The organism is Streptomyces sp. NPDC025793, from assembly GCF_055558375.1.
In genome coordinates this window covers 765097-785129 of sequence record NZ_JBVHMR010000001.1, presented here as the reverse complement: position 1 = coordinate 785129, position 20033 = coordinate 765097, and the positions used below count along the sequence as shown (strand labels likewise).

Sequence of the window (20033 nt, the reverse complement as noted above, 5' to 3'; positions counted from 1 at the left end):
CGCCAGCGTTCGTCCTGAGCCAGGATCAAACTCTCCGTGAATGTTTTCCCGTGATCGGGATGAACACCACGAGAGCGGAACCAGGAGGAGGAATAGTCCCCCCGGTTCACAGCGTCCTCGCTGTGTTTTTCAAAGGAACCTCGCCCCGATCATGATGACCGGAGACGGGGTATCAACTAATCTGGCGTTGATTTTTGGCACGCTGTTGAGTTCTCAAGGAACGGTCGCTTCCTTTGTACTCACCCTCTCGGGCTTTCCTCCGGGCTTCCCTTCGGTGTTTCCGACTCTATCAGATCTTTTCTCGATCCGATTTCCTCGGTGCTTTCCAGGTTCCCGCTCCGCTTTCGCTTCGCGTTTCCCTTTCCGGCGGTTCCGACTCTATCAGATCCTTTCGGCGTCTGACTCCCAGTCGGCGGGTTGTCTTTGGGCTTTTGGCTTTTCGTCCGTCGGCCTTTCGACATTCACTACGCTAGCTCATTTCCTCAGCGACTCATAATCGAGTCCCGCGAGTTCGGATTTCGAGCACGCGGGCGCGCCGAATTCGACCCCGCGAAGGGGCTGTAGCTAGGTAGTGGGGTGGCCGCTCCGGCTGCTGGCGATTGCCGTACCCGGTTCAGCGGCTCGGGATACATTACGCACTTCCCCAGGACGCGTCAACTTGAGCGGCGCCTCGGTACATGGGCCCGGTAGGGGCTCACCGTCGGGTCGTCGTCGACCCAGTAACGCCAGGGATGGACCTCGCCGTTGCCGCCTTCGCCGGCGACTCCGGTGCGCGGGCCGTTCCGTACCTGGTGAGCGGGGATCTTCCTGCCGGTGAGCATGCGCAGAGGCGTCTCGCCGGTGGCGCACGCGTCCGTGCCGTTCAGGGCGCGGTCGACCTCCAGGGCGGTGGCCAGACGGGCCGGGCCTTTGGCCAGTTCCTTGTCGTTACGGGCCGAAAGTCGACGTTTGCGGGCGAGGTCGGCACCCTCGATGACCTCGCCTGCGCGGAGCAGGACGGCGCTCGCCCGGCCCTCGGGGCCGCAGACGAGGTTCATGCAGTGCCACATGCCGTAGGTGAAGTAGACGTACACGTGTCCGGGGGGTCCGAACATCACCTCGTTGCGGGCGGTGCGGCCTCGATAGGCGTGTGAGCCGGGGTCGTTCGGGCCGTCGTACGCCTCCACCTCCGTGAGGCGGAGGGCGATCGAGCCGTCGGGGGTCGTACGGACGAGGACGCGGCCGAGGAGATCGGGCGCCACCTCCAGGACCGGGCGGTCGAAGAAGGCTCTGGGCAACGGCGTACGGTCCGGGGACGCGATCATGCCGCCCGAGATTAGTGCAGGCGCGGCGCGGCGCCGGCGGAACCGGTCGGGGATGGAGCGCGTTTGTAGGGGTCGAGGTCCGTCGTAAAGGGAGAGTCAATGGCGTTCAAGAAGCTGCTCGCGAGCCTCGGTGCCGGTGGGGCTTCGGTCGAGACCGTGCTGACGGAGGTCAACGCGGTGCCTGGTGGCGTCGTCCAGGGTGAGGTGCGTATCCAGGGCGGGTCCGTGAACCAGAACATCGAGGGGTTGTCGGTCGGGCTCCAGGCCAAGGTCGAGGTGGAGAGCGGCGACCAGGAGTACAAGCAGGACATCGAGTTCACCAGGGTGCGGCTCGGCGGGGCCTTCGAGCTGCAGGCGGGCGCGGTGCACGCGGTGCCGTTCGGACTGGAGATCCCCTGGGAGACGCCGGTCACGATGATCGACGGGCAGGCGCTGCGCGGGATGCACATCGGGGTGACGACCGAGCTGGCGATCGCGCGGGCGGTGGACTCCGGCGACCTGGACCCGATCAACGTCCATCCGCTGCCGGCGCAGAAGGCGATCCTGGACGCCTTCATCCAGCTGGGCTTCCGGTTCAAGAACGCGGACATGGAGCGCGGCCACATCCGGGGTACGCGGCAGACGCTCCCCTTCTACCAGGAGATCGAGTTCTACCCGCCGTCCCAGTACCGGGGGCTGAACCAGGTCGAGCTGAGCTTCGTGGCCGACGCGCACGCGATGGACGTCGTGCTGGAGATGGACAAGAAGCCGGGTCTGTTCAGCGAGGGTTCGGACACCTTCCGGTCCTTCCAGGTGGGGCTGAACGACTGGCAGGGGACCGACTGGGCGGCTTACCTCAACCAGTGGCTGTCCGAGGTCGGCAGCAGGCGCAACTGGTTCTAGGCTCGGGAACTGCTGGTTCCAGATCATCGATCAGGAGGTACCGAGGTGACCGAGCTGAAGCGGCGGCCGCTCCCCCACGATTTCCATCCGCCCGTGCCGTCGTTCACGGTGACGAGCGAGGACGTCCAGGAGGGCGCGACGCTCAAGGACGCTCAGGTCTACGCGGAGGGCAACACCTCGCCGCAGCTGCGCTGGGAGGGCTTCCCGCCGGAGACCAAGAGCTTCGCCGTGACCTGCTACGACCCCGACGCGCCGACCGGCAGCGGGTTCTGGCACTGGGTCCTGTTCGACATCCCGGCCCCGGTGACGGAGTTGCCGGCGGGTGCGGGCAGCGCCGGCTTCAAGGGGCTGCCGGCGGGTGCGGTGCACGTGCGCAACGACTACGGGTCGAAGGACTTCGGCGGTGCCGCGCCGCCGCCCGGGGACGGGCCGCACCGGTACGTCTTCACGGTGTACGCGGTGGACCAGGAGAAGCTCGGCCCGGACGGCGATGTGTCGCCGGCCGTCGTCGGATTCAATCTGCGGTTCCACGCGATCGCGCGTGCCCAGCTCATCGGTGAGTACGAGAACCGCAGGCAGGGCTGAGCGCGGCGCCGGGATTCAGTCGAGCGTTCATTGAACGTTTGCCCGCCTCCGGTCTTGGAAGTGATCGGAGGCGGGCATTTTTTATTGCGTTGTCCATCTCGGCGCGCCCGTCCAGAGTTGATCCAAGCCCGCCGGGGCTGGGCAGGTGCACACGGGAGGTGGGCTGGATGCGGGACACGCTGGTGCTGAACGCGAGCTTCGAGCCGCTGTCGACGGTGACCTTGAACCGAGCTGTCGTCCTGGTGCTCCAGGACAAGGCCGTCGTCGAGCAGGCCCATCCCGAACTGCGCATGCGCGGTGCCGCTGTGGACATACCCGCGCCGCGGGTGATCAGACTGTGCAGGTATGTACGGGTGCCGTTCCGAAGACAAGCTCCGTGGTCGAGGCGGGGGGTGCTGGTCCGGGACCGGCACCGGTGCGCGTACTGCGGGCGCAGGGCGACGACGGTGGACCATGTGCTGCCGCGGGCGCAGGGTGGGCAGGACACGTGGCTGAATACCGTCGCCGCGTGTGCGGAGGACAATCACCGGAAGGCCGACAGGACTCCGGAGCAGGCGGGGATGGAGCTGCTGCGGGAGCCGTTCGAGCCGACACCGGCGGACGCGATGCTCCTGGCGCTGGGGCAGGAGGACTTCGCGGCGCTGCCGGAGTGGCTTGCCCGGGATGCCGCCTGAGCGTCTGCCGAGTTCGCTTCGGCGGCATCCCGTGTGCCGCTAGTCGATGCTGGGCTTCTCCCGGCGTTCCGTGCCGTTGTTCTGGGGCGGGATGGAGTTGCCGCCGCCTCCCGAACCGCCGCCCAGGGGGCCGAAGTTGCCCATCGCGCCGGAGAGGCCCTTGAGGGCGTCGCCGATCTCGCTCGGGACGATCCAGAGCTTGTTGGCGTCGCCTTCGGCGATCTTCGGGAGCATCTGGAGGTACTGGTAGGACAGGAGTTTCTGGTCCGGGTCGCCGGCGTGGATGGCCTCGAAGACCGTACGGACCGCCTGGGCCTCGCCCTCGGCGCGCAGGGCGGCGGCCTTGGCCTCACCCTCGGCGCGCAGGATCTGGGACTGCTTCTCGCCCTCGGCGGTGAGGATGGCGGCCTGGCGCGTACCTTCGGCGGTGAGGATCGCGGCGCGCTTGTCACGGTCGGCGCGCATCTGCTTCTCCATCGAGTCCTGGATGGAGGTCGGCGGTTCGATGGCCTTCAGCTCGACGCGGTTGACGCGGATGCCCCACTTGCCGGTGGCTTCGTCGAGGACGCCGCGCAGGGCCGCGTTGATCTCCTCGCGGGAGGTGAGGGTGCGTTCGAGGTCCATGCCGCCGATGATGTTGCGGAGCGTGGTGACCGTCAGCTGCTCGATCGCCTGGATGTAGCTGGCGACCTCGTAGGTGGCGGCGCGGGCGTCCGTGACCTGGTAGTAGATCACCGTGTCGATGTTGACGACCAGGTTGTCCTGGGTGATCACCGGCTGGGGCGGGAACGGCACGACCTGTTCGCGCAGGTCGATGCGGTTGCGGATGGTGTCGATGAACGGGACCACGATGTTGAGGCCCGCGTTGAGGGTGCGCGTGTAGCGGCCGAAGCGCTCGACGATGGCGGCGCTGGCCTGTGGGATGACCTGGATGGTCTTGATCAGGGCGATGAAGACCAACACCACCAGAATGACCAGGACGATGATGACCGGTTCCATCGTGTTCCCCGTACCCCTCTCCGCCGCGCCTCTTCGGCAGATTCATGACTGTGGAAGATCTTGCTGGTCGAGTCTGACAGACTGGCGCCCAACTCGCTTGTCGGATGGCTCAGATGACGATCGCGGTGGCTCCCTCGATCTCCACGACGTCCACCTCCTGGCCGGCTTCGTAGGCGCGTTCGGTGTCCAGGGCGCGGGCCGACCAGACTTCGCCGGCGAGTTTGATACGGCCGCCGGAGCCGTCGACCCGCTCCAGCACGACGGCTTGCTTGCCTCTCAACGCGTCAATTCCGGTGGCGAGTCGGGGGCTCTGCCTGGTGTGCCGGGCGGCGATGGGCCGGACGACGGCGATGAGCGCGACGGAGACGATGACGAACGCGAGGACCTGGACGACGGCGTCGAAGCCGAGTGCGGCGGCGACCGCGGCCGCGACGGCTCCCACCGCGAGCATGCCGAACTCCGGCATCGCGGTGACGACGAGCGGGATCCCGAGTGCCGCCGCGCCGACGAGCCACCACACCCATGCGTCGATGTCGTTCACACGGTCATGGTAGGGCGGCGGTCGGACGGCGGACAGGGCGCAAAAGGGAAGTGCGGCGGGGTCAGGACAGGGGCAGGCCCTGGGCGGTCCAGCGGTCGCCGACCTGCTCGACGACGAGGGGGAGGCCGAAGCAGCGGGAGAGGTTGCGGGAGCTGAGCTCCAGCTCGATCGGGCCGGCGGCGAGGACCTTGCCCTGGCGGATCATGAGGACGTGGGTGAAGCCGGGGGCGATCTCCTCGACGTGGTGCGTGACCATGATCATGGAGGGGGCGATCGGGTCGCGGGCGAGCCGGCCGAGGCGGCGGACCAGGTCCTCGCGGCCGCCGAGGTCGAGGCCGGCGGCGGGCTCGTCGAGGAGGAGCAGTTCCGGGTCGGTCATCAGGGCGCGGGCGATGAGGGTGCGCTTGCGCTCGCCCTCGGAGAGGGTGCCGAACCTCCGGTCGAGGTAGTCGCTCATGCCGAGGCGGTCGAGGAAGGCGCGGGCGCGCTGCTCGTCGACGTCCTCGTACTCCTCCTGCCAGCCGGCGGTCATGCCGTAGGCGGCGGTGAGAACGGTCTGGAGGACGGTCTGGCGCTTGGGGAGCTTCTCGGCGAGGGCGATGCCGGCCACGCCGATGCGGGGGCGCAGCTCGAAGACGTCGGTGCCGGGCCTGCCGAGGGTCTCGCCGAGGATCGTGGCGGTGCCCTGGCTGGGGTAGAGGTAGCTGGAGGCGACGTTCAGGAGGGTGGTCTTGCCCGCGCCGTTGGGGCCGAGGATGACCCAGCGCTCGCCCTCCTTCACCGACCAGGAGACCTGGTCCACCAGAGCCCGGCCCTCACGGACCACGGATACGTCCTGAAGCTCCAGAACATCGCTCATGAGCGCGTTGTCTCCCCTTGCAGTGTGGCCGGTCTCGGCTGTCGCGTACGCCTGTGGCTCGGGCCGCCGCGCTTGTGGGCGAGGCCCTCATGAAATCTACGCCACGAGTGCCCGGCTCCATTCCATCGGTCCGGTCCTTAGGGTGGGGGCATGCTCTCGGAACCGCGTTCAGGACGCCTCGCCGCTTGGGGAAATGCCCTTTTGGTCGGACTTGTCTCTCCGGACGACGCCGCTCTCGCCATCGTCGGCGAGGACGCGGTGCACCGGGTGGAGGGGCTGCCCGGCGAGTCCGCTCCGGTCGGGCTCACGCTCGCGCTGGGCCGGCTGCGGACGCTGGGGGCGACGGGGCTGCGAGTGGCGCTGCCGGCGCCCGGCCATCCGCTGGGGCTGAGCGGTCCGTCGGAGTTCAACGCGCGGGCGCTGGAGGCCGAGGAGGCGGTGCTCTGCTGCGGTGCGGCGTTGGGTCTGGTGCCGGAGGTGTACGAGGTCGGGCCCTCGGGGGACGTGCATGCCGAGGTGGTCTGGCACGTACTGCCGGTGCGGGAGGCGCCGCCCGCCGACGTGCCGTCGCTGGGCGAGGCCGAGCGGGAGCTGGCGGAGGCGCTGCGCGAGGCGACCGAGGTGCTGTCGAAGCTCGATGTCGCCGCGTCCGGTCCGGTGGCGGAGGCGGCGATCGACGCGTACCGGGCGCGGGCCGAGCACGGCCGGGAGGTGCTGGCGCCGGGGTATCCGCCACGCGCGGTGCGGGTGCTGGAGCTGGCGCGGCGGGTCGCGCTGCTGGTGTCGCTGGCGTACGGCAACGGGCACGGGGGTGCGGTCAGTGCCGGTGAGATGGCCGCGCGGGCCGAGACCTTGCGGCCCGTGGAGCGAACGGCACGGCGGGCGCAGGTGGCCGCGTACAACTCGATCGTGGAGGAGCGGGAGCGCGGGGCGCGCTGAACGCGAGCGGCTCCCCCCGGGCGGCGGTGCCGGGGGGAGCCCTCTGCTGTGGTCAGCCGGTCGTCAGAGGTTGGCGGCGTCGTTGTGGAACGCCGGGTTCAGGGCGCCGATGACGTTGCCGCTGTTGCCGACCGCGTTCACCGGGACGTGCACCGGCAGCTGACCGAGGTTGCCGGCGATGACGCCAGGAGACTTCACGGCCGCTCCTTGGGCGCCGGCGTCCGCGGCGGCGATGCCGGCGGAGGCGCTCGCGGCGATACCGGCGAGGGCCACGGCGAATACGGCCTTCTTGGCGATGTTCATGGGGCGGGTACCTCCTGCGTGTGCTGGTACGACCCGGCCGTGGATCGTGCGTTGCCCAACGCCGAAGGCCCCGAAGGGGTACGGCCGTGGCGGTTTGAGGGCCCGTTCGGTGCAGTCTCACGACAAACTGAAAGGCCTCCCGGTGCACACGGGAGGCCTGTGGTCAGTGTTCGGCAGGACTCAGTGGTTGACGCCGAGGTTGCCGAAGGCCGGGTTCAGCGCGCCGATGACGCTCACGCTGTTGCCGACCGCGTTCACCGGGATGTGCACCGGCACCTGAACGACATTGCCCGAGACGACACCCGGGGAGCCCTGGGCCTCGCCGGAGGCCTGGGAGCCACCGTGGGCGGAGGCCAGGCCCGCACCGGCCGCCACCAGACCACCGGCGGCAATCGTCACGGCCGCTGCCTTCTTCAGGTTCTTCACTTTCCAACCCCTCCTAGGCGTTCACCACGGCGGTTCGCCGCGGCACGCACTGGAGAACGGCGTGGCCCGCCGGAGGATGCGCCAGCCGGGTGACATTCCCACGACGGTATGAATCTCAGTCCGGAACATGACCCTTGAGGTTGCCGTGCGTGACGGCCGTGGTGGCGTGGCGGGGAGGCGCCGCAGCGGGCGTTTCAGCCGCTCACGCCATGGCGCACGGCCCACAGCGCCGCCTGGGTGCGGTCGGCGAGGTCGAGTTTCATCAGGATGTTGGAGACGTGGGTCTTGACGGTCTTCTCGGACAGGACGAGGGCGCGGGCTATCTCGCGGTTGGAGCGGCCGTCCGCGATCAGGCCGAGCACCTCGCTCTCCCTCTCGGTGAGCGAACCCCCTCTGCCCTGGCCGGAGTTGGAGTCCTCCTGGGAGAGCAGGACGCCCGCGACCTCCGGCTGCAGCAGGACGTGGCCGGCGTGCACGGAGCGGATGGCGCCGGCGAGGGCGTCGGGGTCCACGTCCTTGTAGACGTACCCGGCGGCGCCCGCGCGCAGGGCCGGGACGACCGTGCGCTGTTCGGTGAAGCTGGTGACGATGAGCACGCGTGCGGGGTTGGCGAGTTCGCGGAGCTTGCGCAGCGCCTCGATGCCGTCCATGCCCGGCATCTTGACGTCCATCAGGACGACGTCCGGGCGCAGTTCCTCGGCGCGGGCGACTCCCTCGGCGCCGTCGGCGGCCTCGCCGACCACCTCGATGTCGTCCTGGACCTCCAGGAAGGTGCGCAGGCCCCGGCGGACGACCTGGTGGTCGTCGACGAGCAGCACCTTGATCGGGTCAGCCACCGGGGACCTCCAGCTCGATCGTGGTGCCCTTGCCGGGCACCGATTCCACGGTCAGGGTGCCGCCGACCCCGCTCGCCCGGTCCCGCATCGAGACCAGGCCCAGATGCCGGCCGGCACGGCGGACGGCCTGCGGGTCGAAGCCGGTGCCGTCGTCGCTGACGCGCAGCGCGGCGCCGGCGCCGCGCCGGTCCACGCTCACCGCGACGCGCTCGGCGCCGGAGTGGCGCAGCGCGTTGTGCAGGGCTTCCTGGGCGACCCGGAGCAGCGCCTCCTCCTGGGCCGCGGGCAGGGCGCGGAAGCCGGTGCTGGTGAAGGTCACGCGCGCGGTGTGGGCGCGGTCGAGGACCTGGGTCTGGGTGCGCAGGGTGGCGATCAGGCCGTCCTCGTCGAGGGCGGCGGGGCGCAACTCCACGACGGCGGCGCGCAGTTCGTCGACCGCCTCGGCGGCGAGCGCGGCGACCTGCTGGAGCTCGCCCTTCGCGCGCACGGGGTCGCGGTCGACCAGTGCGGCGGCGGCCTGGGCGGTCAGGCGCAGCGAGAAGAGCTTCTGGCTGACCGCGTCGTGCAGCTCGTGGGCGAGGCGGGAGCGTTCCTCGGCGATGGTGAGTTCGCGGCTGCGTTCGTAGAGCCGGGCGTTGGTGAGGGCGATGGCGGCGTGCTGGGCGAGGATGGAGAGCAGCTCCTGGTCCTCGGCGGTGAAACCGCAACTCCCCTCGGGCTTGGGGCAGTTCTTGTTCGCGAGGAAGAGGGCGCCGATGACCTCGTCGCCGTCGCGGACGGGCAGGCCCAGGAAGTCGACCAGGTCGGGGTGGGCGGTCGGCCAGCCCTCGAAGCGGGGGTCCTTGCGCACGTCGGCGAGGCGCTCGGGGCGGGCGTCGCGCAGCATCGCGGCGAGGATGCCGTGCTGGCGGGGCAGCGGGCCGATGGCCTTCCACTGGGCGTCGCTGACGCCGTCGACGACGAACTGGGCGAAGCCGCCGTGATCGTCGGGGACGCCGAGGGCGGCGTACTGCGCGTCGAGCAGCTCGCGGGCGGAGGCGACGATCGTCTTGAGGACGTCGCGCACCTCCAGGTGCCTGCTCATGGCCAGCAACGCGGCACTCACCGCGGCGAGGCCGGACCGGGGGCCTTCACTCATGTCCTCACGGTACCGGCGGGGTGTGACACCGCGGATCGGACCGCCGCCGGCCCGGCCCGGTCCCCTGGGCCTAGGACCGCGGGTCTAGGGCCTGTCGTAACGTTCCCGCCTGCCGTGCGACGCCTGGCACGCGCCCCCCAGAGGAGGCACCCCCAGCCGCGTTGTCGTCGGTCGCCGACTCCCCCGCGCTCGGCTTCGCTCGCGCGGGAGGGGCCCTCAGGCGTCGACCCCCTCCTCCGCCGTGCAGCTGCACGCACCAGACTCCGCGCGGCCCGCCCTCCGGGCGGACGACGGGAAGGTGACGACAGGCCCTAGGCCCAGCGGTGTCGCGCGGTGCAGAGCAGTCACCACGCGCGCGCGTACGGGCACGTGTGCGGGGACACAGGTGGTGCTGCCGGGGCGACCTGGTCGGCACGCCGGAGTGCCGGGTGCGGGTGGTGGTGGACGGGCTGCCGACCGGGCTCCACCTGTGGCACGAGTGCGGCGCCGCCGCTCTCGTCCTCCCGGAGGAGAGCCCTCACACAGAGCGTTGCGAGGGCAACTCCTCGTGAGAATTCCGTGGATGCGATGTGAGCCCGCACATAGGGTCCACATCACGTACGAAGGGACATAGGAGATATACCTTCCCCATGCGAACGGGGCAGACGGTCCAGTCTGTCCCGTTTTGCCCTTCCCGGCTCCACTACCGGGGATCGTACGTCACACCTTTGCCTGCACATTTTGCGCCAGCTAAGAATTGCTCTCGTCGCTCAGCGCCGTGGTCCTGAGGCCCGCGGCGTTCGTGCGGGAGGAACCGATTCCCCCGGCGGACGCAGGAGCGACCTCCGCGCTCACGAGAGGTCCATCAGCCATGCCCAAGAACGTTCTCACCCGAGTTCATACCCGCGCCCTGACCAAGCAGGGCAAGATCGCCGTCGCCGGTGTCGCCGCTCTGGGCACCGCCGCCCTCGCCTTCTCGGCCGCCCCCGGCCACTCCGGCACCGTCACCGGCGCCCCGGCCGCTCACGTCCAGGTCGCGGGCAGCAGCACGGCGCTGAAGAACGTCAAGGGCACGGTCACCGACCAGGCCGCCACCGACACGGTCAAGCTCGACCGCATCGCCGCGCAGAAGAAGGCCGACGAGGCCGCCGCGGCCAAGAAGGCCGCCGACCAGGCCGCCGCGAAGAAGGCCGCCCAGGACCGCGCCGCCTCCCAGGCCGCGAACCGCTCCGTCCAGCGCCCCCAGATGGAGACGGTCGCCGCCACGAAGACGTACGCCAACAACCTCGACGGCTGGATCCGCGAGTCCCTGGACATCATGCGCTCCAAGGGCATCCCCGGCTCCTACAACGGTCTGTACCGCAACATCATCCGGGAGTCCTCGGGCAACCCGATGGCCATCAACAACTGGGACATCAACGCCGTCAACGGCATCCCCTCCAAGGGTCTGCTCCAGGTGATCCAGCCCACCTTCAACGCGTACCACGTGTCGGGCACGTCCTGGGACATCTACAACCCGGTCGCCAACATCACCGCCGCCGCCAACTACGCGGCGCACCGCTACGGCTCGATGGACAACGTCAACAGCGCGTACTGAGGCCTGGCGCGGACCTCAGCTACGTAAGCCGAAGGGCGGCACCCCGGAAACGGGGGCCGCCCTTCGGTGTCGTACGGGCGCGGTTACTTGCGCATGACCTCCGGCTCGTGGCGGCGCAGGAAGCGGGCCACGAAGAAGCCGCAGATCACACCGAGCGCGATCAGCGCGATCATGTCCAGGGTCCAGGCCCCTGCCGTGTGGTTCCACAGCGGGTCGGTGCTGGACGGGTTGTCGGTGTTCGGGGAGATGTTGTTGAAGTCCAGCGTGGCGCCGGCCGCGGCCACCGCCCAGCGCGACGGCATCAGGTACGAGAACTCGTTGACGCCGAGCGTGCCGTGCAGGGTGAACAGGCAGCCGGTGAAGACGACCTGGATGATCGCGAACATCACCAGCAGCGGCATGGTCTTCTCGGCGGTCTTCACCAGCGAGGAGATCACCAGGCCGAACATCATCGAGGTGAAGCCGAGCGCCATGATCGGCAGGCACAGCTCGAACAGCGTCGAGCCGCCGAGCACCACGCCCTGGTCCGGGATCGTCCGGCTGGCGAAGCCGATCACGCCGACCAGCAGGCCCTGGAGCACGGTGACGGCGCCGAGCACGACCACCTTGGACATCAGGTACGCCGACCGGGACAGACCCGTCGCGCGTTCCCGCTCGTAGATGACCCGTTCCTTGATCAGCTCGCGGACCGAGTTCGCGGCGCCCGCGAAGCACGCGCCGACGGCGAGGATCAGCAGCACCGTGGTGGCCGTGCCGTTCGGGATGTGCGCGCCGGTGATCTTGTTGATCATCGGGTTCACCAGCAGACCCCGCTTGTGGTCGATCAGGAGGCTGACCGAGCCGAGCACCGCGGGCAGGATCACCGTCAGCGCCAGGAAGCCCTTGTCGGAGACGATCACCGACACATAGCGGCGGATCAGGGTCAGCAGCTGCGAACCCCACGGCTGGGGCTTCGGCGGCCTGATGGCCTGCGTCGGAGGCATGTGCTGTACGGACTGCGGGGCCGCCGCGTCGACGTCCGCCGCGTACATCTGGTAGTGCTGCGAGCCCTTCCAGCGGCCAGCCCAGTCGTAGTCGCGGTAGTTCTCGAAGGCGGAGAAGACGTCGGCCCAGCTGTCGTAGCCGAAGAAGTTCAGCGCCTCCTCCGGCGGGCCGAAGTACGCCACCGCGCCGCCCGGCGCCATCACCAGCAGCTTGTCGCACAGTGCCAGCTCGGCCACCGAGTGGGTGACGACGAGGACGGTGCGGCCGTCGTCGGCGAGGCCGCGCAGCAGCTGCATGACGTCACGGTCCATGCCCGGGTCGAGACCGGAGGTCGGCTCGTCCAGGAAGATCAGCGACGGCTTGGTGAGCAGCTCCAGCGCCACCGAGACACGCTTGCGCTGGCCGCCGGAGAGCGAGGTGACCTTCTTGTCCTTGTGGATGTCGAGCTTCAGCTCGCGCAGCACCTCGTCGATGCGGGCGTCGCGCTCCTGCGCCGTGGTGTCGGCCGGGAAGCGCAGCTTGGCCGCGTACTTCAGGGCCTTCTTGACGGTCAGCTCCTTGTGCAGGATGTCGTCCTGCGGGACCAGACCGATGCGCTGGCGCAGCTCGGCGAACTGCTTGTACAGGTTCCGGTTGTCGTACAGCACCTCGCCCTGGTTGGCGGGCCGGTAGCCGGTGAGCGCCTTGAGCAGGGTCGACTTGCCGGAGCCGGACGGGCCGATGACCGCGATCAGCGACTTCTCCGGGACACCGAAGGAGACGTCCTTCAGGATCTGCTTGCCGCCGTCGACCGTGACGGTCAGATGGCGCGCGGAGAAGGAGACCTCACCGGTGTCGACGAACTCCTCCAGCCGGTCGCCGACGATCCGGAAGGTGGAGTGGCCGACGCCGACGATGTCGGCCGGGCCGAGCAGCACCGAGCCGCCCTTGGCGATCGGCTGGCCGTTGACGTACGTGCCGTTGTGCGAGCCCAGGTCGCGGATCTCGAAGCGGCCGTCGGGCGTCGAGTGGAATTCCGCGTGGTGCCGGGAGACCTGCAGGTCGGAGACGACCAGCTCGTTCTCCAGGGCACGGCCGATGCGCATGACGCGGCCGACCGCGAACTGGTGGAACGTGGTCGGGCTGCGGTCGCCGTAGGCCGGCGGCGCCCCCGCGCCACCACCGGGATGCGCTTGCGCGTACGGGTCGGCGGGCCCCGCCTGCTGCGGGAACGCCGACGCCTGCGGCTGCTGCTGCCACCCGGCCGGCGCGGCCTGCTGCGGCGTCGGCGCCTGCTGGGCCGGTGCCTGCTGCGGTACCGCTGCCTGCGGTGCGGCGGCTGCCTGCTGCGGGGCCTGCTGGGCCCAGCCCGGCGCACCGGCGCCCTGCGCGGCGTACGGCGCGGGTTGCTGCCGGCCCGCCGCGGCACCGGACAGATTCAGCCGCGGTCCGTCGGTCGCGTTGCCGAGGTGCAGCGCCGTGCCCGGGCCGATCTCCACCTGCTGGATCCGCCGGCCCTGCACGAACGTGCCGTTGGTGCTGCCGTGGTCCTCGATGACCCAACTACGGCCGTCGAAACTGACCGTGGCGTGTCGCCAGGACACCCTGGCGTCGTCGAAGACGATGTCACCCTGCGGATCGCGGCCGAGGGTGTACGGCCTGGACGGATCCAGCGTCCAGGTCCGTCCGTTTGATTCCAGAACGAGTTCAGGCACTCCATGCCCCACTGAGTTGTCCCCCGAATTACCCCCATCGCAGGGAGTCTAGGGATGTCGAACATCGGGGGGAACTATTTCAGGCTCCGGCCCCTGACCGAAACCCGGGCCTTGTCACGAATGCGTCCGTGCGCTGCAACAGGCGCCGTTGACGGGGTTGAAATCCCCCCGGAGAGTGGTATTCCCGGCGAGGGGGACAAGCGCGGCCGGGCCGTCGCGCCGCGGTTCGACGGGATCCGCCAGGAGGGGATCGGGGGCTGCCATGAGGTCTGCCACGCGTGCCGGGACACCACGGCGCGCCGGAAAGGTGCCCTGGGTCGACGCGCTGTTGTCCGCGATCGCGGCGGTGAGCTGGGCGTTGGCCGGGATGGCCGGCACGGCCGCGCTCGGGCTGCATCTGCTCCGGGCGGACGCGGCCGGCTCACTGGGCCCCATGACGGCGGCCGTTGTGGCACTCGGGGCAGGTGGTTCGGTCGTACCGTCGGGCGATGTATCCGCTTTCGGACTCAAAGGCGAGGCGGCGCACGCGGCCATCGAGATCACGCCACTCGGGGTGAGCCTGGTCGGTGCCCTGCTGTTGTCGTGGTTCTTCCTACGGTCCTTACGCACGGCGGGAGTTGTGATCGCGCCCGCCGAACTCCTCGCGCGGGCGGGCACGGTGGTCGCGCTCTTCGTCGCGCTGCTGGGCGGGCTCGCCTGGGCGGGGCACGACGTCATCACCGTCGACGGCGGCTCGCTCGGCACGGGCGGGCTGCTCGGCACGGGCGGCGCGGGCGGAAAGGGGAGCGGCGGGCTCACCCTGCCCGGCATCGGGGACGTGGGCGGACTGCTGCCGCACGGGATCGGCGGTCTGATCCACGCAAGGGCCGGCATCGGTTTCACCGTGGACACCCCGGCCACGCTGCTGGGCGGCCTCGGCTGGTGCGCCGGCGTCCTGCTGCTCGCGCTGCTGGCCGCGCGCCGCGCGCCGCTGCCCCCGGGCTGGTCCGCCGTGCACCGGGTGGTCCGGCCGGCGGTCTCGGCGCTCGTCACCGTGCTCCTGCTGACCGTGGCGGCCGGGCTCGCGGCGGCGGGGTACGCGGCGATCGGCGACGACCATCCGCGCAGGATCGCCGGAGCGGCCCTGCTCGGCACCCCGAACGGCGTCTGGCTCGGCCTGCCCCTCGGCCTGCTCGTCCCCTGGGACGGTCACGCCACGGGGCTGCTCCGCGCCTTCCTCCCCCATCCGCTGGACCAGTTCCTCGGTACGACCGCCGACCGGCCGGTGACCCTGGCCCGGCTGGCCGGTCTGGACGGCCGCGTGTGGCTGCTGGGGGTGGCGGCGGCCCTGGCGATGCTGCTGGCCGGCGTACTGACGGCGGTCCGCACGCCGGTGGCACGCCGGCCCGGCGAGGGCCACGGGGTACGGGCGCCCGGTGGCGCTCCCGGTCGCGGGAAGACGCCACCCGGTGGCGCTCTCGGCCTGGCCGCCCGCTGTGCGCTGCGCCTGGCCGTCGTGACCGCGCTCGCTCTCCCGCTGCTCGCCCGGCTGACGGATGTCTCCGTGACCGCGTCCCTGTCCGTGCTCGGCTTCGACGCCTTCGGCGCGGGCATCACCCTGCACGGGCACCTCGGCGCCGCGCTCCTGCTGGGGGCGGCGTGGGGGGCCGGGGCCGGGGCGGCGGGAGCGCTGCTGGCGTGGGGCACGGGGGCGGCGGGGTCCGGGGCGGTGTGGGCGTCTCGGGACGTCGCGGGGTGGGGGAACGGTGCGCAGGCGGGCCGGGCCGCCGGGCACGACGAAGAGGCGCGGCCGACGGGGCACGCCGACGGCGCGGGACCGTATGTGCCGGGCGTGCCGTACCGGCCGCCGAACCCGGACACCAATCCGTACCTGCGGGTGCCGGGGGAAGCGGGCGAGGAGCCGCAGGACGCACGGCCGCCGGGAGCCGCGGACGACGCGTCGCGGGCCGGGGGCGGCCCGCCGGGGGCTCGGGGCGAGACGTACGGCATGTACGGCGCACCGACCATCGACGGGCCCGTCGGCCCCGCTCCCCCGGGCTCTCGGCGCCGTCCCGCCCCGCGGCCGGACGGCTCCTCGCCGGGGCCGGAGCGCACGCAGTGGCCACCGCCACCCCCGCCTCCCCTGCCACCACCGCCACCTCCGGGGAAGCCGAGGCGCACGGGATGACCGGTGGCTCCGTCGCCCGGCCCGGCGCGGCGCTTTCGCCGCCGTCCTTCGTGTGTCGGCAAGATCCCTGATACCCGCCCGACATCCACTGTTCCGTGTCCGTCAGGCGGACCTCTGCGGCGCCGGGCACTGGGTGCCGGATACGGTGGTGACACCATGAGCGCTTCGCAGACCGCCGCTTCGCAGACCCCTGAGGCCCCCACCCTCCTCGTCAAGATCTTCGGCAAGGACAGGCCGGGCATCACGGCCGGGCTCTTCGACACCCTCGCCGCCTACCTGGTCGACGTGGTCGACATCGAGCAGGTCGTCACCCGGGGCCGGCTGGTGCTGTGTGCGCTGGTGACCCAGCCGCCGGCCGGTCTGGAGGGTGACCTGCGGGCCACCGTGCACAGCTGGGCCGAGTCGGTGAAGATGCAGGCGGAGATCATCTCGGGGCACGGCGACAACCGGCCGCGTGGCCTCGGGCGCTCTCTGGTGACCGTGCTCGGCCATCCGCTCACCGCCGAGTCGACGGCCGCCGTGGCCGGGCGGATCGCGAAGACCGGCGGCAACATCGACCGCATCTTCCGGCTTGCCAAGTACCCGGTGACGGCTGTGGAGTTCGCGATCTCCGGGGTGGAGACCGAGCCGCTGCGCACGGCCCTGGCGTCCGACGCGGCGGCACTGGGTGTCGACATCGCGGTCGTCTCGGCGGGCCTGCACCGGCGCGCCCAGCGACTGGTGGTCATGGACGTGGACTCCACGCTGATCCAGGACGAGGTCATCGAGCTGTTCGCGGCGCACGCCGACTGCGCGGACAAGGTCGCCGAGGTGACGGCGGCGGCGATGCGCGGGGAACTGGACTTCGAGCAGTCACTGCACGCGCGCGTGGCGCTGCTGAAGGGGCTGGACGCCTCCGTCGTGGAGAAGGTGCGCAACGAGGTCCGGCTGACACCGGGCGCGCGCACCCTGATCCGCACGCTGAAACGACTCGGCTACCAGGTCGGTGTGGTCTCCGGCGGCTTCACCCAGGTCACGGACGATCTGAAGGAACGGTTGGGCCTGGACTTCGCGCAGGCCAACACGCTGGAGATCGTCGACGGGAAGCTCACCGGCCGGGTCACCGGCGAGATCGTGGACCGGGCCGGCAAGGCGCGGCTGCTGCGGCGGTTCGCCGCGGAGGCCGGGGTGCCGCTGTCGCAGACCGTGGCGATCGGCGACGGTGCCAACGATCTGGACATGCTGAACGCGGCCGGCCTGGGCGTGGCCTTCAACGCCAAGCCGGTGGTCCGCGAGGCGGCGCACACGGCGGTGAACTTCCCCTTCCTCGACACCGTGCTGTACCTGCTGGGCATCACCCGCGAAGAGGTCGAGGCGGCCGACACGCACGACGAGGACTGAGCGGGCCCACACCACGGCCCGCGTACGGAGAAGGGCCCGGTACCGCCCGCGCGGCGCCGGGCCTTTCGTCTTCCGCTCCGCGTCAGCTGTGCGGGGCCCAGAAGTCGACCAGCTTGGCCACGCCGTGCTCCACGGACTTCCAGGAGCCCTCGAAGGTGAGCACCGCGAAGGCGGCGGTCGGGAAGCCGGTGCGGTTCATCCGCGGGAGGCACTCGCCCTCGGTCTCGCCCGCGAGGGCGTCGGCGAGGGCGTGGATCCCGGGGTTGTGGCCGATCAGGACGAGGTTGTGCACGTCGTCCGGGGTCTCGTTGAGCAGGGCGATCAGCTCGCCCAGGGATGCCTCGTAGACCCGCTCCTCGTAGACGGTCCTCGGTCGCTCCGCGAGCTCGTGGACGGCGAGCTTCCAGGTCTCACGGGTCCGGGCGGCGGTGGAGCAGAGGGCCAGGTCGAAGGTGATCCCTGCGTCGGCCAGCTTGCGGCCCGCGACGGGGGCGTCCTGACGGCCGCGCTCGGCGAGGGGCCGTTCGTGGTCGGCTTCCTGGCCCCAGTCGGCCTTCGCATGCCGGAGGAGGACGATCTTGCGAGGTTCTTCAACGCTCATGAAACCCAGCTTCGCATGAAACAAGCCAGGTGGTGCAGGGAGTTGATGTGGGGGTTCACCCGCGCACGGGGGCTCCGGATCAGCGCGCGAGGAGTTGCTGGGCGCGTTCGAAGAGGTGCGTGATCGCGGGGTCGCCGCCCGCCGCGTGTGCGTCCGACGGGTTCAGTATGAGCAGCAGCAGAGAGATGAACGCGAGCGCGGGCAGGGCGAGGGCCCACCAGGGCAGCCGGATGTCGACGCCGCTCGTGGGCGCCGTGTGGGGCCGGGAGTGGGTACGGGCCGACATGATCGCCTCCGCGGGTCTTCGAACGGGTCCGTGACCGCCTCGCGCGGTCACCACTCGAAGCTACGGAATCCGCGTCCTGCGGCCCATCCGGAGATCCACCCACTTCACCCTGACCCTTACCCCCTAGGGGATGGTGGAGCCAGCCCCACCATCCGCCGGGACGGACGGCCTGGGGGCGGCCCTCACGGGGAGGCGATGATCGCGATGACGGCGATGACGGCGAAGATGGCGAAGAACGAGCCGAAGACGATCAGCATCTTCTTCTGGCCGTTCTGCGGGTTCGGGTCGAGCACAGGCTGCATGCCGTCAGTCTCGCACCGGTCCCCCGCGCGCGTGCGGCCGGGGTGGTCCGCTCAGCGTGGCGCCGTGGCCAGGTGACTTTGTGGCTCCGGGGTGGCACGCGCGCGGGGGCGGTCCGCTCAGTGGGCCGCCGCCTCGTCCTCCACCGTGCGATTGCGGCCCGCCAGGAAGCCGACCAGCATCTGCGGCACCATCAGGCCCGCCATGAGGGCGATCGGCAGCCCCCAGCCACCGCTCTGCTGGTAGAGCACGCCGACCAGCAGCGGGCCCGGAATGGAGATCAGATAGCCGGTGCTCTGCGCGAACGCGGACAGCTGGGCCACGCCCGCACCGCTCCGGGCGCGCATGCCGACCATGGTCAGGGCCAGCGGGAAGGCGCAGTTGGAGATGCCGAGCAGCACCGCCCAGGCCCAGGCACCGCCGGCCGGCGCGAGGTACAGGCCGGCGTATCCGGCGAGCCCGCACACGCCGAGGACCAGCACGATCGGCCCCTGGTGGGGCAGCCGCGTGGCGACGCGCGGGATGACGAAGGCCAGCGGCACGCCCATCACCATGGTGACGGCGAGCAACAGGCCGGCGGTACCGGCCGCGACACCGGCGTCCCGGAAGATCTGCGCCATCCAGCCCATGGTGATGTAGGCGGCGGTGGCCTGGAGACCGAAGAAGACGGCGAGCGCCCACGCGGTGCGGCTGCGGGTGATGCGCAAGGGCGCGGACCGCTCCTCGGCCGCCGCTGCGGCCGTGCGCGCCCGCTCCGGCCGCCCCTGCTCCGGCCGCTGCTGCCCGGGGGCGGCGCCGCGGTCGCGGACGAGCGGCAGCCAGGGCAGGACGGCGGCAGCCGCGAGGCCGGCCCACACGGCGAGGCCGGGCTGCCAGTCGCCGCCCATCGCGTCCGTCAGCGGCACGGTGACCGCGGCGGCGAGGGAGGTCCCCAGGGCGAGGGCCATCGAGTAGAGACCGGTCATGGAGCCGACGCGGTCGGGGAACCAGCGCTTGACGATGACGGGCATGAGTACGTTGCTGACCGCGATGCCCATGAGGGCGAGCGCGGTGGCGGCCAGGAATCCGGCGGTGTCGCCGACGTACGGCCGTATCAGCAGGCCCGCCGTGATGGCGACCATGCCGGCGCAGACCACGGCGGCCGGGCCGAAGCGGCGGGCCAGCCGGGGGGCGCTGGCGCCGAAGACGGCGAAGCAGAGCGGGGGCACGGAGGTGAGCAGACCGGCCACGCTGCCGCTCATGCCGAGCCCGTCGCGGACCTCCTCCAGGAGGGCGCCGAGGCTCGTGATGGCCGGGCGGAGGTTCAGCGCGGACAGCACGATGCCGAGGACGACCAGCCGCGTCGCCCACGCGCGCGTGCGGCCTGCGCCGGGGGGCGTCTCAGGGGTACTCGCCGCGGCGGCACCGCGTCCGGTGGGCGACGTGGACGTGGATGACATCGCCGTACGCGTGTCCGCCGTCCGGGTTTCCTCACTAGCCATGAGACCCATCATAGAATGATGGGATGATTGACTGTCCATTCCCGGGTCGTACGGACCCGGGCCTTCGTGCGAAGGTGT

General features: G+C 70.8%; 20 protein-coding genes. 7 read left to right on the top strand and 13 right to left on the bottom strand.

Annotated elements, in window-relative coordinates; genetic code table 11:
• Positions 1-653: 653 nt before the first annotated feature.
• Positions 654-1304: a DNA-3-methyladenine glycosylase gene (locus ACZ4MF_RS03750; RefSeq protein ID WP_467489442.1), complete on the bottom strand. Its 651-nt coding sequence runs from the start codon at positions 1302-1304 to the stop codon at positions 654-656.
• A gap of 99 nt (positions 1305-1403) precedes the next feature.
• Between ACZ4MF_RS03750 and ACZ4MF_RS03745 the strand changes: the two genes are divergently transcribed.
• From ACZ4MF_RS03745 to ACZ4MF_RS03735, 3 genes are all read left to right on the top strand, one after another.
• The gene (locus ACZ4MF_RS03745; RefSeq protein ID WP_467489440.1) at positions 1404-2186 is read left to right on the top strand and encodes a sporulation protein; all 783 of its coding nucleotides are present in this window, start codon (positions 1404-1406) and stop codon (positions 2184-2186) included.
• 45 nt (positions 2187-2231) lie between these two features.
• On the top strand, positions 2232-2771 hold the full coding sequence (locus ACZ4MF_RS03740; protein ID WP_467489439.1) for a YbhB/YbcL family Raf kinase inhibitor-like protein: 540 nt from the start codon (positions 2232-2234) through the stop codon (positions 2769-2771).
• Between the two features lie 167 nt (positions 2772-2938).
• Positions 2939-3445, top strand: coding sequence for an HNH endonuclease (locus ACZ4MF_RS03735; protein ID WP_356031102.1), 507 nt, complete (start codon positions 2939-2941; stop codon positions 3443-3445).
• Positions 3446-3484: 39 nt separating this feature from the next.
• Here ACZ4MF_RS03735 and ACZ4MF_RS03730 read toward each other — a convergent pair whose 3' ends face one another.
• From ACZ4MF_RS03730 to ACZ4MF_RS03720, 3 genes are all read right to left on the bottom strand, one after another.
• Positions 3485-4444 carry an SPFH domain-containing protein gene (locus ACZ4MF_RS03730; protein WP_356031101.1) on the bottom strand — a complete coding sequence of 320 codons (960 nt, stop codon included), beginning with the start codon at positions 4442-4444 and terminating at the stop codon, positions 3485-3487.
• A 109-nt stretch (positions 4445-4553) separates the two neighbouring features.
• Entirely contained in the window at positions 4554-4985 is a 432-nt protein-coding gene (locus tag ACZ4MF_RS03725; RefSeq protein WP_467489437.1) for an NfeD family protein, read from the bottom strand.
• A 61-nt stretch (positions 4986-5046) separates the two neighbouring features.
• Positions 5047-5844 (bottom strand): ABC transporter ATP-binding protein, encoded by a 798-nt coding sequence (locus ACZ4MF_RS03720; RefSeq protein WP_356031098.1) that lies wholly within the window; start codon positions 5842-5844, stop codon positions 5047-5049.
• 150 nt (positions 5845-5994) lie between these two features.
• Between ACZ4MF_RS03720 and ACZ4MF_RS03715 the strand changes: the two genes are divergently transcribed.
• Complete coding sequence (locus tag ACZ4MF_RS03715) at positions 5995-6783, top strand: hypothetical protein (RefSeq protein ID WP_467489435.1); 789 nt, start codon at positions 5995-5997, stop codon at positions 6781-6783.
• Positions 6784-6846: 63 nt separating this feature from the next.
• Here ACZ4MF_RS03715 and ACZ4MF_RS03710 read toward each other — a convergent pair whose 3' ends face one another.
• The 4 genes from ACZ4MF_RS03710 to ACZ4MF_RS03695 form a co-directional block, all read right to left on the bottom strand.
• Complete coding sequence (locus ACZ4MF_RS03710; RefSeq protein ID WP_467489433.1) at positions 6847-7086, bottom strand: chaplin; 240 nt, start codon at positions 7084-7086, stop codon at positions 6847-6849.
• Positions 7087-7266: 180 nt separating this feature from the next.
• A complete protein-coding gene (locus ACZ4MF_RS03705; RefSeq protein WP_356031093.1) occupies positions 7267-7512 on the bottom strand; it encodes a chaplin in 246 nt (81 codons plus the stop codon).
• Between the two features lie 194 nt (positions 7513-7706).
• A complete protein-coding gene (locus ACZ4MF_RS03700; RefSeq protein ID WP_467489430.1) occupies positions 7707-8348 on the bottom strand; it encodes a response regulator in 642 nt (213 codons plus the stop codon).
• The gene (locus ACZ4MF_RS03695) at positions 8341-9486 is read right to left on the bottom strand and encodes a GAF domain-containing sensor histidine kinase (protein WP_467489428.1); all 1146 of its coding nucleotides are present in this window, start codon (positions 9484-9486) and stop codon (positions 8341-8343) included. The genes ACZ4MF_RS03700 and ACZ4MF_RS03695 overlap by 8 nt, the downstream gene beginning before the upstream one ends.
• An 850-nt stretch (positions 9487-10336) precedes the next feature.
• Here ACZ4MF_RS03695 and ACZ4MF_RS03690 point away from each other — a divergent pair.
• A complete protein-coding gene (locus tag ACZ4MF_RS03690) occupies positions 10337-11062 on the top strand; it encodes a transglycosylase SLT domain-containing protein (protein ID WP_467489426.1) in 726 nt (241 codons plus the stop codon).
• A gap of 83 nt (positions 11063-11145) precedes the next feature.
• On the opposite strand, the gene ACZ4MF_RS03685 is transcribed toward ACZ4MF_RS03690, so the two are convergent.
• A complete protein-coding gene (locus tag ACZ4MF_RS03685; RefSeq protein ID WP_467489424.1) occupies positions 11146-13740 on the bottom strand; it encodes an FHA domain-containing protein in 2595 nt (864 codons plus the stop codon).
• A 262-nt stretch (positions 13741-14002) separates the two neighbouring features.
• Here ACZ4MF_RS03685 and ACZ4MF_RS03680 point away from each other — a divergent pair, with 262 nt between their 5' ends.
• On the top strand, positions 14003-15907 hold the full coding sequence (locus tag ACZ4MF_RS03680; RefSeq protein WP_467489422.1) for a streptophobe family protein: 1905 nt from the start codon (positions 14003-14005) through the stop codon (positions 15905-15907).
• Positions 15908-16063: 156 nt separating this feature from the next.
• Complete coding sequence (gene serB, locus ACZ4MF_RS03675; RefSeq protein WP_356031083.1) at positions 16064-17287, top strand: phosphoserine phosphatase SerB; 1224 nt, start codon at positions 16064-16066, stop codon at positions 17285-17287.
• Positions 17288-17369: 82 nt separating this feature from the next.
• Here serB and ACZ4MF_RS03670 read toward each other — a convergent pair whose 3' ends face one another.
• The 4 genes from ACZ4MF_RS03670 to ACZ4MF_RS03655 all read right to left on the bottom strand — a co-directional run bounded on the left by ACZ4MF_RS03670 (position 17370) and on the right by ACZ4MF_RS03655 (position 19955).
• Positions 17370-17888: a SixA phosphatase family protein gene (locus ACZ4MF_RS03670; RefSeq protein WP_467489420.1), complete on the bottom strand. Its 519-nt coding sequence runs from the start codon at positions 17886-17888 to the stop codon at positions 17370-17372.
• Positions 17889-17967: 79 nt separating this feature from the next.
• Positions 17968-18174 carry a hypothetical protein gene (locus ACZ4MF_RS03665; RefSeq protein WP_467489418.1) on the bottom strand — a complete coding sequence of 69 codons (207 nt, stop codon included), beginning with the start codon at positions 18172-18174 and terminating at the stop codon, positions 17968-17970.
• Positions 18175-18356: 182 nt separating this feature from the next.
• Positions 18357-18476 carry an SGM_5486 family transporter-associated protein gene (locus ACZ4MF_RS03660; protein WP_256255592.1) on the bottom strand — a complete coding sequence of 40 codons (120 nt, stop codon included), beginning with the start codon at positions 18474-18476 and terminating at the stop codon, positions 18357-18359.
• A gap of 117 nt (positions 18477-18593) precedes the next feature.
• Positions 18594-19955, bottom strand: a complete 1362-nt coding sequence (locus ACZ4MF_RS03655) for a CynX/NimT family MFS transporter (RefSeq protein WP_467489416.1) — start codon at positions 19953-19955, stop codon at positions 18594-18596.
• Positions 19956-20033: the final 78 nt, after the last annotated feature.

Coding starts and splice junctions, on each gene's coding strand:
- ACZ4MF_RS03750 (WP_467489442.1), bottom strand. CDS start 1,304: ATGATCGCGTCCCCGGACCGTACGCCGTTGCCCAGAGCCTTCTTCGAC.
- ACZ4MF_RS03745 (WP_467489440.1), top strand. CDS start 1,404: ATGGCGTTCAAGAAGCTGCTCGCGAGCCTCGGTGCCGGTGGGGCTTCG.
- ACZ4MF_RS03735 (WP_356031102.1), top strand. CDS start 2,939: ATGCGGGACACGCTGGTGCTGAACGCGAGCTTCGAGCCGCTGTCGACG.
- ACZ4MF_RS03730 (WP_356031101.1), bottom strand. CDS start 4,444: ATGGAACCGGTCATCATCGTCCTGGTCATTCTGGTGGTGTTGGTCTTC.
- ACZ4MF_RS03720 (WP_356031098.1), bottom strand. CDS start 5,844: ATGAGCGATGTTCTGGAGCTTCAGGACGTATCCGTGGTCCGTGAGGGC.
- ACZ4MF_RS03715 (WP_467489435.1), top strand. CDS start 5,995: ATGCTCTCGGAACCGCGTTCAGGACGCCTCGCCGCTTGGGGAAATGCC.
- ACZ4MF_RS03710 (WP_467489433.1), bottom strand. CDS start 7,086: ATGAACATCGCCAAGAAGGCCGTATTCGCCGTGGCCCTCGCCGGTATC.
- ACZ4MF_RS03695 (WP_467489428.1), bottom strand. CDS start 9,486: ATGAGTGAAGGCCCCCGGTCCGGCCTCGCCGCGGTGAGTGCCGCGTTG.
- ACZ4MF_RS03690 (WP_467489426.1), top strand. CDS start 10,337: ATGCCCAAGAACGTTCTCACCCGAGTTCATACCCGCGCCCTGACCAAG.
- ACZ4MF_RS03680 (WP_467489422.1), top strand. CDS start 14,003: ATGAGGTCTGCCACGCGTGCCGGGACACCACGGCGCGCCGGAAAGGTG.
- serB (WP_356031083.1), top strand. CDS start 16,064: ATGAGCGCTTCGCAGACCGCCGCTTCGCAGACCCCTGAGGCCCCCACC.
- ACZ4MF_RS03670 (WP_467489420.1), bottom strand. CDS start 17,888: ATGAGCGTTGAAGAACCTCGCAAGATCGTCCTCCTCCGGCATGCGAAG.
- ACZ4MF_RS03665 (WP_467489418.1), bottom strand. CDS start 18,174: ATGTCGGCCCGTACCCACTCCCGGCCCCACACGGCGCCCACGAGCGGC.
- ACZ4MF_RS03660 (WP_256255592.1), bottom strand. CDS start 18,476: ATGCAGCCTGTGCTCGACCCGAACCCGCAGAACGGCCAGAAGAAGATG.
- ACZ4MF_RS03655 (WP_467489416.1), bottom strand. CDS start 19,955: ATGGCTAGTGAGGAAACCCGGACGGCGGACACGCGTACGGCGATGTCA.